11 protein-coding genes are annotated in these 16,635 nt (G+C 48.1%); 7 read left to right on the top strand and 4 right to left on the bottom strand.

Features of this window, described 5'->3' with window-relative positions; genetic code table 11:
• Positions 1-11 precede the first annotated feature (11 nt).
• Entirely contained in the window at positions 12-3,401 is a 3,390-nt protein-coding gene (locus tag EL268_RS30990; protein WP_106654985.1) for a tubulin-like doman-containing protein, read from the bottom strand.
• Between the two features lie 13 nt (positions 3,402-3,414).
• Positions 3,415-5,208, bottom strand: a complete 1,794-nt coding sequence (locus tag EL268_RS30995) for a vWA domain-containing protein (RefSeq protein ID WP_106654987.1) — start codon at positions 5,206-5,208, stop codon at positions 3,415-3,417.
• A 365-nt stretch (positions 5,209-5,573) separates the two neighbouring features.
• Between EL268_RS30995 and EL268_RS33040 the strand changes: the two genes are divergently transcribed.
• The 5 genes from EL268_RS33040 to EL268_RS31010 all read left to right on the top strand — a co-directional run bounded on the left by EL268_RS33040 (position 5,574) and on the right by EL268_RS31010 (position 9,213).
• A complete protein-coding gene (locus EL268_RS33040) occupies positions 5,574-5,723 on the top strand; it encodes a hypothetical protein (protein WP_007724683.1) in 150 nt (49 codons plus the stop codon).
• A complete protein-coding gene (locus tag EL268_RS31000; protein WP_106654988.1) occupies positions 5,720-6,655 on the top strand; it encodes a hypothetical protein in 936 nt (311 codons plus the stop codon). Before EL268_RS33040 ends, EL268_RS31000 begins: the two co-directional genes overlap by 4 nt.
• Before the next feature lie 14 nt (positions 6,656-6,669).
• Positions 6,670-8,328: an SH3 domain-containing protein gene (locus tag EL268_RS31005; protein ID WP_232030185.1), complete on the top strand. Its 1,659-nt coding sequence runs from the start codon at positions 6,670-6,672 to the stop codon at positions 8,326-8,328.
• Positions 8,316-8,429, top strand: coding sequence for an SH3 domain-containing protein (locus EL268_RS33575; RefSeq protein ID WP_232030607.1), 114 nt, complete (start codon positions 8,316-8,318; stop codon positions 8,427-8,429). Before EL268_RS31005 ends, EL268_RS33575 begins: the two co-directional genes overlap by 13 nt.
• A gap of 151 nt (positions 8,430-8,580) precedes the next feature.
• A complete protein-coding gene (locus EL268_RS31010) occupies positions 8,581-9,213 on the top strand; it encodes a LysE family translocator (RefSeq protein WP_106654989.1) in 633 nt (210 codons plus the stop codon).
• Positions 9,214-9,493: 280 nt separating this feature from the next.
• On the opposite strand, the gene EL268_RS33800 is transcribed toward EL268_RS31010, so the two are convergent.
• Positions 9,494-9,580, bottom strand: coding sequence for a putative holin-like toxin (locus EL268_RS33800; protein WP_082517202.1), 87 nt, complete (start codon positions 9,578-9,580; stop codon positions 9,494-9,496).
• Between the two features lie 414 nt (positions 9,581-9,994).
• Between EL268_RS33800 and EL268_RS31020 the strand changes: the two genes are divergently transcribed.
• On the top strand, positions 9,995-10,612 hold the full coding sequence (locus EL268_RS31020; RefSeq protein ID WP_106654991.1) for a class D sortase: 618 nt from the start codon (positions 9,995-9,997) through the stop codon (positions 10,610-10,612).
• Positions 10,613-10,664: 52 nt separating this feature from the next.
• A complete protein-coding gene (locus tag EL268_RS31025; RefSeq protein WP_115984396.1) occupies positions 10,665-15,575 on the top strand; it encodes a collagen binding domain-containing protein in 4,911 nt (1,636 codons plus the stop codon).
• Between the two features lie 54 nt (positions 15,576-15,629).
• Here the strand turns inward: EL268_RS31025 and EL268_RS31030 are convergent, their stop codons facing one another.
• Complete coding sequence (locus tag EL268_RS31030; RefSeq protein ID WP_106657209.1) at positions 15,630-16,580, bottom strand: lipase/acyltransferase domain-containing protein; 951 nt, start codon at positions 16,578-16,580, stop codon at positions 15,630-15,632.
• Between the last annotated feature and the right edge of the window lie 55 nt (positions 16,581-16,635).

A 16,635-nucleotide genomic window follows, 5' to 3' on the forward strand; every position in this document is an offset into this window, starting at 1 on the left:
ATCGTGATTGTTTATTGCAGCGTCTTGCGCATATCGTTTACTTTTGACCAAACCTTTTTGTAGAACTGGAACAGCTCTTCACCGTTCACGTATTCGTCGCGGTCGTATTCCAGATCGTTTTTCGTTTCTTGGAAGGTCGCCGCAATTTCATCGAGTTTTACCACCAGTTGTTGCGTATCCTCTGCGGAGGTCATCGCGTCACTGCGTTTTGCAGCCTTGCGCTGGATCGTTGCCATGCTCTTGTGATCCAATGCGCGGAATTTTTCATAGATAGCGAATTCGACGTGCTTGTTGACCTTCATCAGGTTGATGAATGGCTCCCACGCATCTTCTTCCTCATCCTTGTCGTAGACGTACAGCGCACCGCGCTTGCAAATCGTTCCTGTGTAAAGGGCTTCGATGAATCGGGTTACCAGCTCTTCTTCGTCCTTGATGGCACCTACGATCTGCTCCAGCTCCTGGATTTTGGCCTCGATTTCTTCGTATTTGCGCACTTCTTGTTCGATCAGGCGAATCTGTTCAGGATAGCGAATCAGGTTTTCTTTTGCCATCTCTTCATTGATACTGCCGAACACATCACGCGTAAATTCTTGCTCCAGACCATCTTTCATGAAGCCTTTGAGCTCAACCAATGCACGCTTGATTTCACCAGGGCTCAGCTTGGTCGCGTCTCCTTGCGCTTGGTGCTTAGCCAAGAATGTAGCAAGCGAGAACGGCTTCGTCACGATGGATTCATAGCGGTTGCTGGTCTTGCTGTCGCTGCCTTTTTCGCGGATGACTCCGTAGCGCACTGCACGGTCAAACAGTTCGCGTACTTTGGCGTTGTACGCTTTGATCCGTCCGTTTTGGTACGTATCTCCCCACGATTTTTCAGGAATAGGGGATGGGAGGTACGCCCAGTTGTTCTTTTCCGTTTGAACGAGGTGGCGTCCGATACCCTCTCTGTCCAGAATTGTACGTTCGTAGCTTTCCTCGTAGACCTTCAACGGTGTGTAAGCGAACAGTGGAACACCGTTTTTCGTATTCAGCCAGAAGATGCGGTTTTTGACTTCGCTTTCTTTGACGGTAAAGCGCGATCCGCTAATCGCTGTATTTTGATAGTTTTTAATCCCCTTCAAGATCGATGGTGCTTTCAGCGGCACGGATACAAAGCCCCAGGAAGGGAAGTGCATATTGCCGAGATTGTTGCTCAGATGGAAGACCGGAATCGCCTCTTCATCCAGCTTGCTCGCAATCTTGCGCTCTACGATGCGATCGAGTGTCTCGTCCTGACCGTATTTGATCACGAGGAATTCTTCCATCGACTTGGTGATCACCTCACCGAACTTCTCCGAGAGGAATTCGGAAATCGAGCTGACGATATCCAGCTCCTGCTCTTTGACCCACTGATCGGAGTGTCGCAGCAGCTCGCTGGTAAAATCGCGGATCAGGTCATCCGCCTCTTTTTGGTCCAGAATGTTGCTGACGACTTTGGAGATATCCGGCACACTGACGATGTTCCAGTAGTATGTCTTGTTGCCAGTGCGGTCGCTCTCTTCTCCGCCGTTGATCAGGATGTCGCCGTTTTGCTCGAAAATTTGGTTGAGTGCGTTCAAAATCTCAGTAAATACGTTATAAATGCGGTTGTTTTCTGCATTCAACAAACGGTGCAGCTCTTCGTAGAATTCGATCATTTGCTCCAGCTTTTCCTGATCAGCCAGGAGCTGGTATTCGTTGATCTTCGCTTCGATGTAGCTGTTTTTCTTCTTCTCCTTGGAGATGAATGCACTGCGGGCATCGCCCAGCTTTTCATTCGCGTTTTCGCGAGCGCCCTCGATCTCAGGCGGGAAGCTCTCCAAATTCGCCTTGAGGCTCTCTATGTAGGAGAGGATCATTTTCATCAGGCAATAGCCTTTGTCCGAATGAATCAGACGGGACGCATAGAATGGTCCTTGCTGCGGGTGCAGGAATACACGCGTGATCATTTCGCCAAAAACAGAGATCATGTCGCCTGGCATCTGCTTTTTGGACTTGATGTACGCTTCGCGCGCTTTGGCGAGATAGCCTTGCTCCAGCTCGTGGTCGATGCTCACGACTTGCTGGGTGATCACGTTGCTGTAGTTCAGACGCTCGCTGTTTTCATAGCCTGGCAACGGTTCAGGAACGCGCTCTTCGAACTTGCGGGAAATCGAGTCGATGTCGATTCCGAGCTTGCGGGCGAATTTCTCCGCATCCTCTTGCGTCGGTGCTACCGTGAACATTTTTTCCATCTTTTTAAACAAGCGATATGCCAGGTACGTTGTCATCTCTTCGATTGGCAAGACAGCAGAGGAAGCACCGATGACGTTGTATTGGTAGTTGGCTGCGTACGCTTTTGGCATCTGGTTGATGTTCGTACGGATGTTGCTGATATAGTCGTGGATCGCAAACTCTTCACCCGAGCGCTTTTCTTCGCTCGCCATGAAGTTCGTAATGTTCTCCGCGGTTACGTTCATGCAATAATCATAGGCGTTCTCCAATGCTTTGCCTTCGAGATTGGTCGCAGAAATCAAATGGCACAGGTTGAATGGCGGCATTGGCGATTGGACGGTGAGCACGTTGCCGTATTGCTGGCGGAAACGCTCGTTGCGCTCATCCGCATTCATCCAGTAGTCCAGCTCTTTTAAGGCCGCATAACCGTTTTTCATGATGTAGTCGCGTGTGTGTGAGCTGAGGCTCTTGTTCGACAGGTTGACGTCAGGCGTGAACAGGTAGCCCAGCGTATTCACCTTGTCTACCCCCGCACTGCCGAAGTCGCGCTCCAAAATGCCTCGCACGATATAGGCGATGTCGAGGAAGCAACCACTCCCCGTTCCCCCGGACAAACCGCTCAAAAGGAATACGGTCAGCTTTTTGTTCGTGCCCTCGCACAGCATCTTGATCTTTTTCTCAATGGTTTGGACCACCTGCGTAATTTTCGTAAAGAGAAGAAGTCGACCTGCCTGGCGTACACCCGATGCTCCGCTGATTCCGTCCGTAATCGTCAGCTCTGGTGAGAGCCAGTCAGTGATGTACGGCTCCAGAATGCTGCGATTCTGCAACACACCGCCGATCTCAGGATTGGACAGGAGTACGAACTCCGTCACTGGATCGAGTCCGATGCCCTTGTACTTTTTGTTGCGGTCATGCTCATTCGTTTCAAACGCGATGAATTCAATATTGTCCGGCTTTTCCTTGCGCTTCTTGGAAAGCTGGTCTACCGGCAGCTTGAAGCGTCTGTTCACTTGGTATTTCAGGCGCAAAAGCGCATCAATTCCTGTACCGCCAAGACCGATGACGAGCATCGGGTTATCGATTGTATCTACGCGAATCTTGTCACTGACGATTCCTCCGCCGAGGGATACGTCCAATTGTTGAATGTGTTCTCTCACAACTGCTTTCATAATCGACTCACTCCTAGACGATGTAATCTACATATAAGGACTTGTTCACATTCGTTAACGAAATTTTGATGCGATCGTTTTTCTTCAGCTCTTTGCCTTTGCTTGCATCGAGTACACGTCCCGCCTTTTCGATTCGGCAGCTCGAACGGTTTTCGATGATCAGCGTATCGTTTTTCCCTGGTAAAAAGATGACTTTCTCTGTCTCCGCAAACTCAGGGGCGAGCTGCAAGAGCTGGTGCAGCTTCACTTTTCCTTTGAAAGCGTTCAGTTTCTTGTACTGCGGGTTGGACTTTTCGCCCGTATCCTCATCCACGATCTCGATAGCGATTTGGCCCGCGAAGCCCTTGTTCGCCTTGCGATAGATCGACAGTGCGTACAAGCCTGCACCGATCAACAGGATGAGAACTACGGTACCTCCTACTACGGTCATCCACGGAAATGGTTTCGATTCGGTCACAGGATCAGTAGTTGTGGCCGGCTTGTTCGCTCCAGAACCTGCCGTTTGGGAAGCATCTAGAAGGAGCGGCTTCGTCTCCCGATAAAAGCTAGTGTCTTCTGCCTTGATTTTTATCTCGTACGTATGGTCAGCCGGGATTGTGAAGCTGCCTTCGAACCCGCTGCCCGTGTTGTTCAGGACGACCTCATTCGTCTTATTGTCCGTCTTGTCATTAACAATCAGTGTCGCCTTCATCTGCTTGTACAGATCAGGGCTCGCTACCTTCTGTCCATTTGAAACAAGTGCAGCCTTGATCGGTACGACATCGCCAGCCTTGAAGCTCTTGGCTGTGACTGGCTCCATCTCCAATTGCAGATCGTAGTTGAAGATGAGGTTAATATCGATTTTATCCTTCGGGGCACCTTTTACCTGTAGCTTCCAATCACCCTGCTGTGGCTTGACCAGCTTGATCATCGTGTACGCATTGGACTTCGACATTCTGACCTGGTTGGAAGGGATTGGCACTTCCTTGCCCGCTGGGTCATACAGCTTCGCTTCCACCTGTTTTTGCGACATGATCGAGATATTGGCTTCCATGACGCTGCCATTTGGGATTGGGATCGGAATCTCCTGAGCTTGACCGTTTGCGACGAAGCTTTTAACCGGGACAACCTTCAGCTTCAAGTGATTCGCAAAGATTTCGCTTAAGATTTGCGGGAGCTTGTCCGCTGTGCTCGTTTCAAAAAATTTACCATTTGTCTCCGCAGCAATCTGCTGTAGTGTCGTGCGGTTAAGCTGACCGTCTGCGTTCAAGCCAATCGTGTAAATCGGATAGCCTTTGTCCTTGGCCTCCTTCACTGCTTGCTGCAGCTCTTGATCAGACTGTGCTTGGGTACGGCTTGATGCTTTGTTCAAATAATTGTTTCCATCTGCCAACAACACGATGATCGGCGCATTGTTTGGATTGCGTCCCGCATCAAGGATTTTTACGGCTTCCGTTACCCCGACGGAGATATCGGTGTAGGCTCCTTTTTGCAGGCTGTCGATGAAGGCTTTGATATCGTTCTTGTCTTCTTCGGAATTAATTTCAAGCAGTGCCTTTTCCCGCTCAATCTTGTCAGTATAGGCGACTACACCGACTTTGTTCGCTTGAATCGACGTCATGTCGACGAACATTTTCATCGCTTCGTTGCTGACTTTGTTCTTATCGCTTTGGGTCATAGAGTTGCTGACGTCCACGACCAGGACAGCGTCCATATTGTTTCCGCTCGTTTGCGCATAGCCTGGGTGAGTGACGGAGAGGACACTGACCAAGAGCAGGGCAAGACATGCTACGTATCGACATAACATTCGGAATCGTATTATTTTCATAAGAGCTCCTTTTCTTGTTCGGAATCATGTTCAAAAAGTTGACTTTTCAGCACCGAGAAGATAGCGAGAACCGTAAGAAGGAGGAGCGGAATGTAGGCTATCTACATGAGCACCGGACTTCTGAGGTGAACGCCATATTCGATGTCGAATAACCTTTCTTGACTGCTTCGTGATCAAAAGGCGACTTTTTGAACCATCCTTTGTGAAGTGTTGCAAAGAAAGTAAGACTATGACACTATTACCACTAGATTCAAGATATAGAAGACAGATGATAAAAAAGTACTAGAATGATTGCCCCTTACTCGTAATACGATACGACATGATTCTTTGTTACAGATTTCGACAACTTCGTTAGGAGAAATTTTATGTTAACTTACTTTCTGTTGTTTGCGGCTTTTTTGCTGCTAGCGGTCCGATTCCTCAAGCTGCTGCGACTGAAACGGCGCAATCTCTCCAACGCCGAAATCGATCAGCATCTTCATGCCTTACTGAATGAGAAGAGGGATTCACCATGAGAAAACGAATCGGCGTCCATTTTCGCAAAACCCGTAAAACCACTCATACGTACGAAAGAATTCAAGCGTGCACGCGATGCCATACGTACCATGTCCTGTGGGAGACGCATTGTGAGACCTGCGGGAGAGCCTACACACCGATCCGCCAGGTTTCCCACGCTGTGACGCGCCGCTATGTGCAGACACGCTTTTTGCTCTTGGGCTTGTTCGTCTGTCTTGCTGTCCTTTCTGCGGAGACCCTTTTGCAATTAGCTCTCGCAGGAGGGATTGGCTGTGTGTTGTTCGTCCTGTTTTTCGTGATGCAAAAAAAATACGGCATCTATGAAAGAGACGTACAATTTCAACACTTTTTAACGAAGGAACAGGATACGCTCAAGAAGTCACTCCTCCGTCATTTGGAGGAAGTGGGCAACGACGTCAAAGAAGGACACCTCAAGGAAGCTTATGAAAAAACGAGAGAGATCGGACATTTCATCGATTCCGATACGATCAAGATACGGAAGATCATGTTCCTCAATCATTACGTCCTACGCAAAGACATGGAGCTGGAGCTCGAAACGCTCATCCCGTCTATGTACGACAAGGACTTCATGGAATATGTGCGCGAAGTCATCAAGGTCCAGCCTTCGCTTGTCAAAAAATCCGTGCTTACCTATGTTAGACGTTATAAAAATCAAATATTGTTGCTGGAAAACGGGGATCAGCTCATCGGTCAAGTGGCAGGTGCAGCGCTCCGCATGAAGTCTTATGTGGACGAGTATCAGGATCTGATTATCGAATTTATCGATTTTTTGCCTCGCGAGCGCCTTCTGCGATTGGCAAAAATGGTACAAACCCATAAGAATGAAGGTTGGGAACAACTATATCATTCTACCAAAAACAGGGTAGATACGCATTACGCGTTTGACCCGGATTTCAAAGGCATACTGTGAAGGAGGAGCCTTTTATGCTGCCTATCTCTCCCTATCATAGGTCCCTCTGGGTCCGTAATATTTTCCTCGGACTCTTTGCCTTGGGTTTGATCGCTGTTCTGTTCAAGCTCGGATTCGGGTACAAGCAGATTACGTTATATAAACAGGCAAAGGCGTTTTATGAACAAAAGAACCTGCTGCAAGCCGAGGAAACCTTTTCTCGTGCGCATGATATGGCTGTCCTGTCCTACGGGGATGACGAATGGAATTCCATCATGCTCCAGCTGATTTCTATCCGTACCGAGCTGGAAGGGCTTCACCAGTACTCGCGTTCAGCCATCTCGGAGAAAAAGGTCGCAGAGATCGGTCCAATCTATGAACAATACCAAGCAGTCAAACAGAAATACCAGAATCAAAAGGACGTACCAGCGATGTTTTTCCAGCAATTGTCCGCTCACTTGGGTATGGATAAGAGCTTTTCCGATTATTACTTGAATGCCTTGCAAACAGCGAAGGCTCAGGCACAATCGAATCTCGAAAAGGAAAACTATCAGGACGAATCTTTCATCGAAACACTCCTTGCCATTCCAGATGAATACTACGGTGGCAAAGAGAAGAAGCAGGCTGAGCTCTCGGCCTTGTTCCAGGACTATGAAAAGACGAAGCTGCGGAAATTGATCGCTTCGGCTTCTTTTGAGGAAGTCATCACCAAAACAGCTACCAGCATACGCCAATACAAAAAACTGGGTATCGAGACAGATTGGTTAGTGGGTCAGTTGGAAAAGTATGCGCTAGCTGAAATCAAGGAAGTCATCCGATCGAAGGATTTGAGTGCCTTCGTTGACATGGCAGCCGCCTATCGCAAAATCGAGGATGTACTGTCCAGTGATTCACCTGTCCTCGATTCGATCACCCGCTATCTGGAAGGCAAGCTCAAGCAGGCAGAACAATACATCAAGTCGTTCGAGTTCACCAAAGCGCGTGAATTGTACGAACAGTTGAATCCGCTCCAGGATACGGCTACACTCCTGTCCGATCTGGAAAAGCTCTGGTTGGAATACGATCCAGTACGCCTATTGCAATTGAGATATCCAGACAGAACGTTCACCGACATGCTCTCCGGCACAGATCGCTGGGGAGCAAAGCTTTACGCATTTGGACTCTCTAAGGCAGATCAGCGTCTTTATTTCGCAGCGAAAATGCCAAATGACTCGCTCCTCTATCTGGATCAGTCGCTCGATGTGGACATGAAATCGGCAAAGGCTAAGATTGACGATACTCTCGGGAGTAAAGAAAAGCCTGTGATTATCGTGAGTGCATCGGGCAAGGAACGTGCTAACGCCTACGCGGCACTGTCTCCAAATTTGACAAAAGAGTCACTCGAAAAGCGCTTTTCGGTCGAAGCTGATGAACTCAGCGTAGATGACTCCGAGCATGTGATCATGAAAAATACAGTGGGAAAAGGAGAAAACGAAATCGCTTTGTTCAAGCTCGAGGACAATGGCTTGACTTACATTGAAAAGCTGGCTGACTTGGAGGAGAGTTCCGAAGAAACGACCGAGGGAACTGAGTCAGGAGAAGTGACTTCCCCTGCTGACGGGTCGACACAAGAGACGGATCAAACTCTCCCTGCCACTAAAAAATCGATGTTTTTGCAGGTCCCGGTGAAGAATATGAGAAGATCGGTCAGGTAGCAGATGGTTCCTTCCAAGTCATCGCAGATCTGAATGGCTGGTACCAGATTGTGTCTGATGGAAAAGAAGGCTGGATACGTGCTACCGAATCAACGCCGTAATCTGTTTGCTGAATGAGGAGCTCCCCTCGCGATCATGGCACACCTTCCTTGATCTGCGTCAGGAGCTTTTTCTCATTTTTTCACATTGCGCCAGGTATCAGATTATTCTATAATTTATTTTTATTTTATAGATAGACAAGGAGTGAGAAAGATGTTTGGAATCGTTCATTATGAAGCATTTCTGATGACCGCGATCATGTTGAACCTGATACCCGGTTCAGACACGATGTACATCATCACCCGCAGCATTTCGCAAGGAAAACAGGCAGGTATTCTTTCGGTTCTTGGCATTTTGACAGGCTCACTCATTCACACGCTCTTGGCTGCTTTCGGCTTATCGCTCATTTTGGCTCAATCCATCGTGCTTTTTAACATCGTCAAAATATTAGGGGTCGCCTATCTCGTCTATTTGGGCATTCGCATGCTCACGACGAAGGAATCACCAGCTTTTGATGCAGCCGATTCCAAGAAGCTGAAGGGTGAAAAGGTCTATCTGCAAGCGATCCTGACAAGTGTCACGAATCCAAAGGTCGCCCTGTTTTTCATCGCCTTCCTCCCGCAATTCGTTAGCGCGACGGAAGCCGGACCACTCCCTTTCCTTATTCTTGGCCTTACTTTTACCGTTACAGGTGGCATCTGGTGCAGTCTCCTCGCCCTGTTTGCTTCCTTCGCTACTCAAAAATTGCGCAATAATCAGAAGTTCTCTGTCATTCTCAACAAGCTGACGGGGATTGTGTTTATCGGGATGGGGTTGAATCTGTTGCGGGCGAAAGCAAATCCTTGATAGCTGAACAAAAACCGGTAAATACACACGCATATCGAGATTCTGTTACGAGCTTCATCGCATATTCCTGCGGAGATAAAAGGTGATCTCTTGCTCTCTCTTGATTGAACGTAAAAATGAAAATATGTTATATTGGACGTAACAGCATCGTATAATAAAAAGGGACAAGGATGTTCCCGCATCCCTGCCCCTGTACAAATAGCCAACCCGCTAGGGCTATTGGCTCAGAATTGTAAGAGTCAAAGAATGACTACCTAACCTCCTCAACGGTCAAAGGTAGTCATTTCTTTTTGTTGATGAAAGTAAGTAACGCAAGCAAGAACATGCCAAACATGAGCATGAGATTGATTGCTTGGTACACTTCCATAATCCCACCCCCTTTCTCAAGGGAATGAGCCAACAACTACCTTTGACGAGCCATGCTATATGTACTCTATCATTTTACGTCGAAATATGGAAAAAGAGAAGGAAATTCCCTTTCTTCTTCTTGATAAGATAAGACTTGAACCAATAATTGGACACTAAGCAGACTGACTCAAAGAGCCAAGAAGGGCATTTATGCCACTTGGCTTTTTTCATGTTCAGAAATTGTTTAGGTCGAAAGATTATGATACCTCTAGGCATTTTTTCACAATTGGAACAGCGGGTGAATCTGTTGTTCTCGACTAGCAAGATTTGTACAACGAAGAATGCCCTTGCCGAAAAAAGTTTAGTGTAACTAAAAATTGACAAGGGGGGAAAGATGAATTGAGTTAACGGTGCAAAAAGGGAGTTGAAGAATGTGCGAGTGCTGTTAAGTGCTGGGTTTATTTTGGCAGGCTTATTCCTCCTTTTCTATCCTCAATGGGAAACGGCGGTATCTGCACAAAAGCAAGAGCAGCTCATCGAAGCGTTCGAACAACTGAGCAACGTCAGCGAGCAAATAGAAACGTCTGCATCTGAGGATCCACCAGCTCCTCAGATACAAGAGCCGCTCGCTATGTTGGAAGGTGCCAGAGGCGTGATTCGGATTCCCAAAATTGATCTGGAAATGATGATTTTTGAAGGCGCGGACAAGCATGCCTTGAGTAAAGGTGTTGGCCTGATCGAGCCAGACAAGGAATTCGGCGTGAACAATGTTGGACTGGCAGGTCATCGCGGGATTACTCACGGTAAGCAATTCAATCGCTTGGACGAACTAACACCTAACGATGAGATCGAGATCAAGACAAAAACGGCGACCTACCATTTCGTTGTCGTGAAAACCTTTGTCGTCGATCGTACACAAGTAGAAGTTCTAGAGGATCAAAAGAAGCCATTGATCACCTTGGTCACATGCACCCCTGTTGGAGCCAAAGATCCGAAGGACAGACTGATCGTTCAAGCTGAATGGAAACAAACGACTTCATCTCAGCCTTAACACTTCCTACTGAAAGACGGAATGAGCTAGTTTTTAAGTACAGGAGGAGCATATGCAAAGGAAATCTTGGATCGTTGTGGTGGCACTTTTGCTCATCATCCAAAACTTTTTCGGTTTCACGACAACCTCGTATGCCCAAACGCAAGGTGAGGTTATCGTTGGTGGGGAGCCGAGCAATCCTACTGATCCGGGCACGGGTAACCCTACCGATCCGGGCACAGGCAACCCTACCGATCCGGGCACAGGCAATCCTACCGATCCAGGCACAGGCAATCCTACCGATCCGGGCACAGGCAATCCTACCGATCCGGGCACAGGCAATCCTACCGATCCGGGCACGGGTAACCCTACTGATCCGGGTACAGGCAACCCTACCGATCCGGGTACAGGAACTCCTACCGATCCGGGCACGGGCAACCCTACTGATCCGGGCACAGGCAACCCTACTGATCCGGGCACAGGCAACCCTACTGATCCGGGTACAGGTAACCCTACCGATCCGGGTACAGGAACTCCTACTACGCCACCTGTTGAACCACCAGTTCCTCTACCAGAGGTACCGGTACCAGTTCCAGACCCTGAAGACAACATCATTAAAGACAACATCATCACCAGCGTAGTCATCAAGGACAAAGACGGAAACAACATTGAAGACATCCGCCCCGATCAGGGCTCGCGTGTTCAAGTTGATTTCACCTGGCAAATCCCTGCTGGACATCCTTACTCGGAAGGTGCCACCTTTACCTTCACTCTTCCAGACAAGTTTCGGACCGATCGGACTTTGACCGAAAATCTGAACGGAGGCTACGGCACCTATGAAGTAACAACAGACGGTACTGTCACCTTCACTTTTAGTGATGCCATCAATGACGGCACAGAGATCAATGACGGAACGTTCTATGTGTGGCGGGAATTCGATGAGAAAAAGTTTGAGGGCGGCACGAGACAGGAGATCGATTTCAATTTCAAGGGTATCGACCCGATCTCTGTCCATTTCAAAGGCAAAAACAACACTGAAATCGACAAGAACGGAAAAGCAAACAAGGGCATGAATCCTAGTCATCTCGACTGGACCGTCGATTTTAATCTGAGTGAAAACCCGATTAAAGGCGCTGTCTTTACGGATGAGCTTCCAAGCGGTCTGGATATCGATATGAGCTCGATTAAGGTCTTCCCATTAGAAGTTCAGTTGAATGGCTCTGTTAATCCAAAGGCTGAGGTAACCACCTTCACTCCTGAGAAATTAACAGAAGGAAACGGGTTCAAAATTAACTTTGGCGACATCGACGGTGCTTATCGCGTCGCGTACAAGACCAACGTCACCGGTACGACAGATACAACCTACACGAATAAAGCCACTGTCACAGGAACGAACCTTCCAAAGGATTTGATCGATTCCGCGAATGTCTCTGTTCGATTCAGCCAGCCTTTGAACAAAAAAGCGATTGGCTATGATTACAACACACAAACGATCACCTGGGCTATTCAGTACAACTACAATGAAAAATTGATCAAGCAAAGCGATGCATGGCTCGAGGATCGTTTTGATACCAGTCATCAAGAGCTCGTGGATGGTTCTTTTACCGTTCATAAAATGACCATCGGTGACAACGGAAACGGAACAAAAGACGGGGCTGCCATCACAGGGTACAACGTAACCCCATCGGCTATCGGCTTCCGCTTGGAGTTTGATCATGACGTGTCGGCTGCTTACGAAATCACTTACCAAACCAAAGCTAAAAATCGGGTCCACCAAGACAGCTACCTCGTGAAAAATGAAGTAGAGATCTATGATGGAACCAAAAAAGATGCATCCCGAGAGATCACTCAAGCAATCTTCTGGAAAAACGCAAAAAAAGAAAAAGTGAACTACCTGGATAAAACGATCGAATGGACACTTAGTCTAAACGAGGACAATCAGGTGATGGATGAAGTCGTCATTACCGACAGTTATGCGGGTCAAGGGCTGACTCTTCTTCCTGACAAAGTAAAAATCAACGATTGGACAAGCGATTTGGAAGAGGGTCCTGACAAAGACTACAGCATCTCTCCGAATCCAAAATACGAAGACGGATTCAAGATTACCTTCCACAAACCAGTCACAAAAGGTCTAGTCATTACGTACCTGACGAAGTTCGATCCTACATCCAAAGAACGTCCATCCGTGTACAAAAACAAGGCTGAACTGAACTGGAAGGAAAACGGCAAAGCACAAGACCCCATCACGAAATCCGCCACTGTTAAACCAGACAACTACACCAGCAATAACGGCAACAAAACGGGTACATACGACGCCCGCACAAAAGAAATCACGTGGACAATCGATGTGAACTATAACCTTCACAAGATTAACAACGCGATCATCCGTGATATTTATACCGGAGAACAAACTTTTGTGAAGGACTCGTTACGAGTGCATAAGTTGCTGCTTACAGGTGGAGCAGACGGCGTGAAAGTGGTCGAAGGACCTGTTGTTCCTATCAAACTCGACCCATTAACCAACGGTTTTGAGCTGCATCTTGGAGAGATCGACTCGGCCTATCGCATCACGTACACAACCAGTTTGGCTAATCTGCCTGTCGGAGAAGTGTACGAAAACAATGCCACTATGCATGATAGTGACATAACAGGCACTCCACTCTATAAAGGCAAGACGACCGTCAGACCGACACACGGTGGGGAGTACGTCCTCAAAACAGGCGTACAAGGTACAGGAGCAGATTCAGAGTATGCAACATGGACAGTAAAAATCAATCCGAGCCAGTCTTTCATTTCAGCAGGTGCTGTATTGACCGATACGCTGTCCAGCAATCAAATTCTGATGAAAGACTCCTTCAAACTTTTTACGACAACCGTCTCTGAATCCGGTGCCCTGGCTATCGGAAAAGAAGTGGCATCCGAGGACTACACGTTAGAAGTGACCGGCAACACCTTTCAACTGACTTTCAAAAACGACCTGCACACTGCCTACATCCTGGAGTACCGCTCCTTTATCAATGCTGATCATGGAGAGATCATCAAAAACGAAGCCTCTTTTGCAGGGAAAACAGTTGTAGGTAAAGGTAAAGACGGACAAGAAGGTGTCAAAGTCAGCTTGTCTGGTGCTGGTGGCGGAGCCGGCACACCTGGTAAAGGCGATTTGAAAATCGTCAAAACAGACGCAGATACGAAAAAAGCTTTGGCAGGCGCCACGTTTGGTCTGTACGACAAGGCGGGGAAAACCTTGCTGGAAACAGTCGTGACCGATGAAAACGGCATCGCCACCTTCAAAGGCTACAAATTTAAAGCGTACAAGTTAAAAGAACTATCCGCTCCTGTTGGCTACGTCATCGCAGACGAGTACAGAAACGGAAAAGACATTACGTTAAAAGCTCCCGCAGGTGCTGACCCTGCTGTTCCAGTTGCAATCGAAGTGACCATCGACAACAAGCTACTCCGTCAAGGATTTGAGTTAACAAAAGTTGACGCGGAGAATGCTGGCAAAACGCTGGAAGGCGCTGTCTTCCATCTACAGGTTGAAAAGGGCGGAGCATTCGAAACGATCGCGGAGCTGACAACCGGCTCTGACGGAAAAGTCTCCAAAGGCGATCTGGCAGAAGGAAACTATCAGCTAGTCGAAACGAAGGCTCCAAAGGGATACAAGCTGGATGCGACTCCTATTTCATTCAAAATCGCCTCCAACCAGACAGAAATTGTAACCCTTACGAAAAAGAACGCCAAAAATATCGGGTCCGTTCAATTGCTGAAAGTGGACCATTACACCAAAGAGCCACTTCCTGGCGTAACCTTTGAGCTTCAAGATGCTGACGGGAAAGTACTGCAAAGTGGACTCACAACGGATAAGGACGGTATCCTTCTCCTCGAAAACATGAAAGCAGGATTCTACCAGCTTGTGGAAACAAAAGCGCTTGCTGATTATGAGCTGGCTGATCCACTGAAATTCGAAGTAACAGATGAAGGTACGGTCTCTCTCACGTTGACCAACAGATTGATCCCAGGATCTGTGAAACTGACCAAAATAAGAAAGGGATACCCAAATCATAAGCTCACAGGAGCTGAATTTACGCTCCGCGATGAAAATGGTCAGGTAACCAAAGACAAGAACGGCCAAGAGCTGACAAAGCTGACAACTGACGCAAACGGTGAACTTCTAGTCGAAGGCCTAAACCCTGGCAAGTACGAGTTTATCGAGACGAAGGCTCCTACTGGTTATGTAATAAACAGCAAGCCAATTGCTTTCGAGATTAAACGGAATCAAGTAGTTGGCGAGCATGTGCTTGTTACTGCCGAAAATGACGTGACCTCCGGTGGAGGTGGAGGCGGTGGAGGCGGCGGTGGCGGCGGTGGCGGCGGTGGCGGCGGAAATCCTGAGCCAAAACCTGAACCGAAGCCAGAGCCGAAGCCAGAGCCGAAGCCAGAGCCGAAGCCAGAGCCGAAGCCAGAGCCGAAGCCAGAACCTAAACCAGAACCTAAACCAGAACCTAAACCGGAAAAGCCAGAGAAACCAGACAAACCGGATAAACCAGACAAACCAGATAAACCAAGCAAACCAGATCAACCTGGAAATCCAGACCAACCTGGCAACCCAGACCAACCTGGCAACCCAGACCAACCTGGCAACCCGGATCAACCTAGTAGCCCAGACCAACCTGGCAACCCGGATCAACCTGGCAACCCAGACCAACCTGGTAACCCAGATCAACTGGGCACTCCTGATGCAAACAACAACACTACGAACCCCAACACTTCCGGGGAGTTGAATCAAACAGGAAATACGAGCAAACCGAACGATTCGGGAGCTGCCAACAACTCCAACGTCTTGGAAACCAGCAACGAATCTCCATCTACAGGCAAAGTATTGCCTCAGACTGGAGAACAGGCTAACCCACTCCCAATCGTTGCAGGTATCGCTTCGATCTTGATCGGTATTTCGATCATGTATCGCAGAAACAAGAAAGCGTAGCTCATCGAAAGGACCAAGTCCAGGGATTTTCCCGGCTTGGTCCTCTTTTTTCCCCTACTCTAGCAATTGCCGAAGAAGCGGTTCACTTTTATATAAAATCTCCAGATGTGTCGCCTCTACGTAATAACGCTCACCCTCCAGTGCGAATACACTGTTTGCCATGACACTCCCATCCCCAGCGTCACTATTGATCGAGCTCACTACTCTTCCATCGACCCATTTATCGGGAGACAGCGAAGGGACTGTTCGCAGGTAATGAATCGTTTCGTGTCCGATGCCAGCTACCAGCGTGACGCGAATGTTGCGGGCTGCGATAATCCCCATCGTTGCGTTCAAGTAGTCCATGTATTGATTTTTCACGACCATCTTTTCATAAGGCACGAAGGCTTCTACCCCCTGTTTTTTCTCCAGCAAATAATCGCCATATGCTGATGACGGGGTGAGATCAAGGAGACTGGGAAAGTGTCTGTGAATAGCTTGTATACGACGAAAAGGGATGCTTTGCTCCAAATAGGCCAGATAAACATTCATGTATAGCTCCACGACATTTCTTTTGGCAGAAACGGAGCGCGGCAGCTTCCCTCCTGCCCAATAGCTGTAGGCGACAGGCGATCCTGCGTTGGGAGTCGCAAAAATGAGCAGCTGATCCACATCATTTTGATAAAATTCACTTTGGACATAGGCTCTAGCAACAAGGCCCCCCATGCTATGGCAAATGAGATTGACATAAGGGGAACCGGTCGTTTGCTTCGCTCGCTCGATGACAGGCAGCAAAAAGCGCTCGGCTGAAATATCGATCTGCCTTCGCCAATCATAAAAGGCTACAAACAATTGTTCATTGAGCGGGTAACCCATTTTTCCAAGCAAACGGATAAATGGCTCGTAAGCCGTTCGGGCAAACCCGAAGCCCCAGTCACCAGTACCCGGAATAATTCGATCACTCATCGACCCAAACAGCCCCGGAACAAAAACAATCGGTGCCTTTTGCGCAAGAAAATAACTCATGCTTGCACTCCTCTCCCACACTTTTGTCCCATGACCAGAAGGAAAACAACATATG

The sequence above is a fragment of the Brevibacillus brevis genome, assembly GCF_900637055.1.
GTDB classification, from domain to species: Bacteria; Bacillota; Bacilli; order Brevibacillales; family Brevibacillaceae; genus Brevibacillus; species Brevibacillus brevis.

Excerpts from the sequence above, each read along its gene's own strand:
- EL268_RS31025 (WP_115984396.1), top strand. The coding sequence starts at position 10,665 with ATGCAAAGGAAATCTTGGATCGTTGTGGTGGCACTTTTGCTCATCATC.
- EL268_RS33800 (WP_082517202.1), bottom strand. The coding sequence starts at position 9,580 with ATGGAAGTGTACCAAGCAATCAATCTCATGCTCATGTTTGGCATGTTC.
- EL268_RS33040 (WP_007724683.1), top strand. The coding sequence starts at position 5,574 with ATGTTAACTTACTTTCTGTTGTTTGCGGCTTTTTTGCTGCTAGCGGTC.
- EL268_RS30990 (WP_106654985.1), bottom strand. The coding sequence starts at position 3,401 with ATGAAAGCAGTTGTGAGAGAACACATTCAACAATTGGACGTATCCCTC.
- EL268_RS31005 (WP_232030185.1), top strand. The coding sequence starts at position 6,670 with ATGCTGCCTATCTCTCCCTATCATAGGTCCCTCTGGGTCCGTAATATT.
- EL268_RS30995 (WP_106654987.1), bottom strand. The coding sequence starts at position 5,208 with ATGAAAATAATACGATTCCGAATGTTATGTCGATACGTAGCATGTCTT.
- EL268_RS31000 (WP_106654988.1), top strand. The coding sequence starts at position 5,720 with ATGAGAAAACGAATCGGCGTCCATTTTCGCAAAACCCGTAAAACCACT.
- EL268_RS31010 (WP_106654989.1), top strand. The coding sequence starts at position 8,581 with ATGTTTGGAATCGTTCATTATGAAGCATTTCTGATGACCGCGATCATG.
- EL268_RS31030 (WP_106657209.1), bottom strand. The coding sequence starts at position 16,580 with ATGAGTTATTTTCTTGCGCAAAAGGCACCGATTGTTTTTGTTCCGGGG.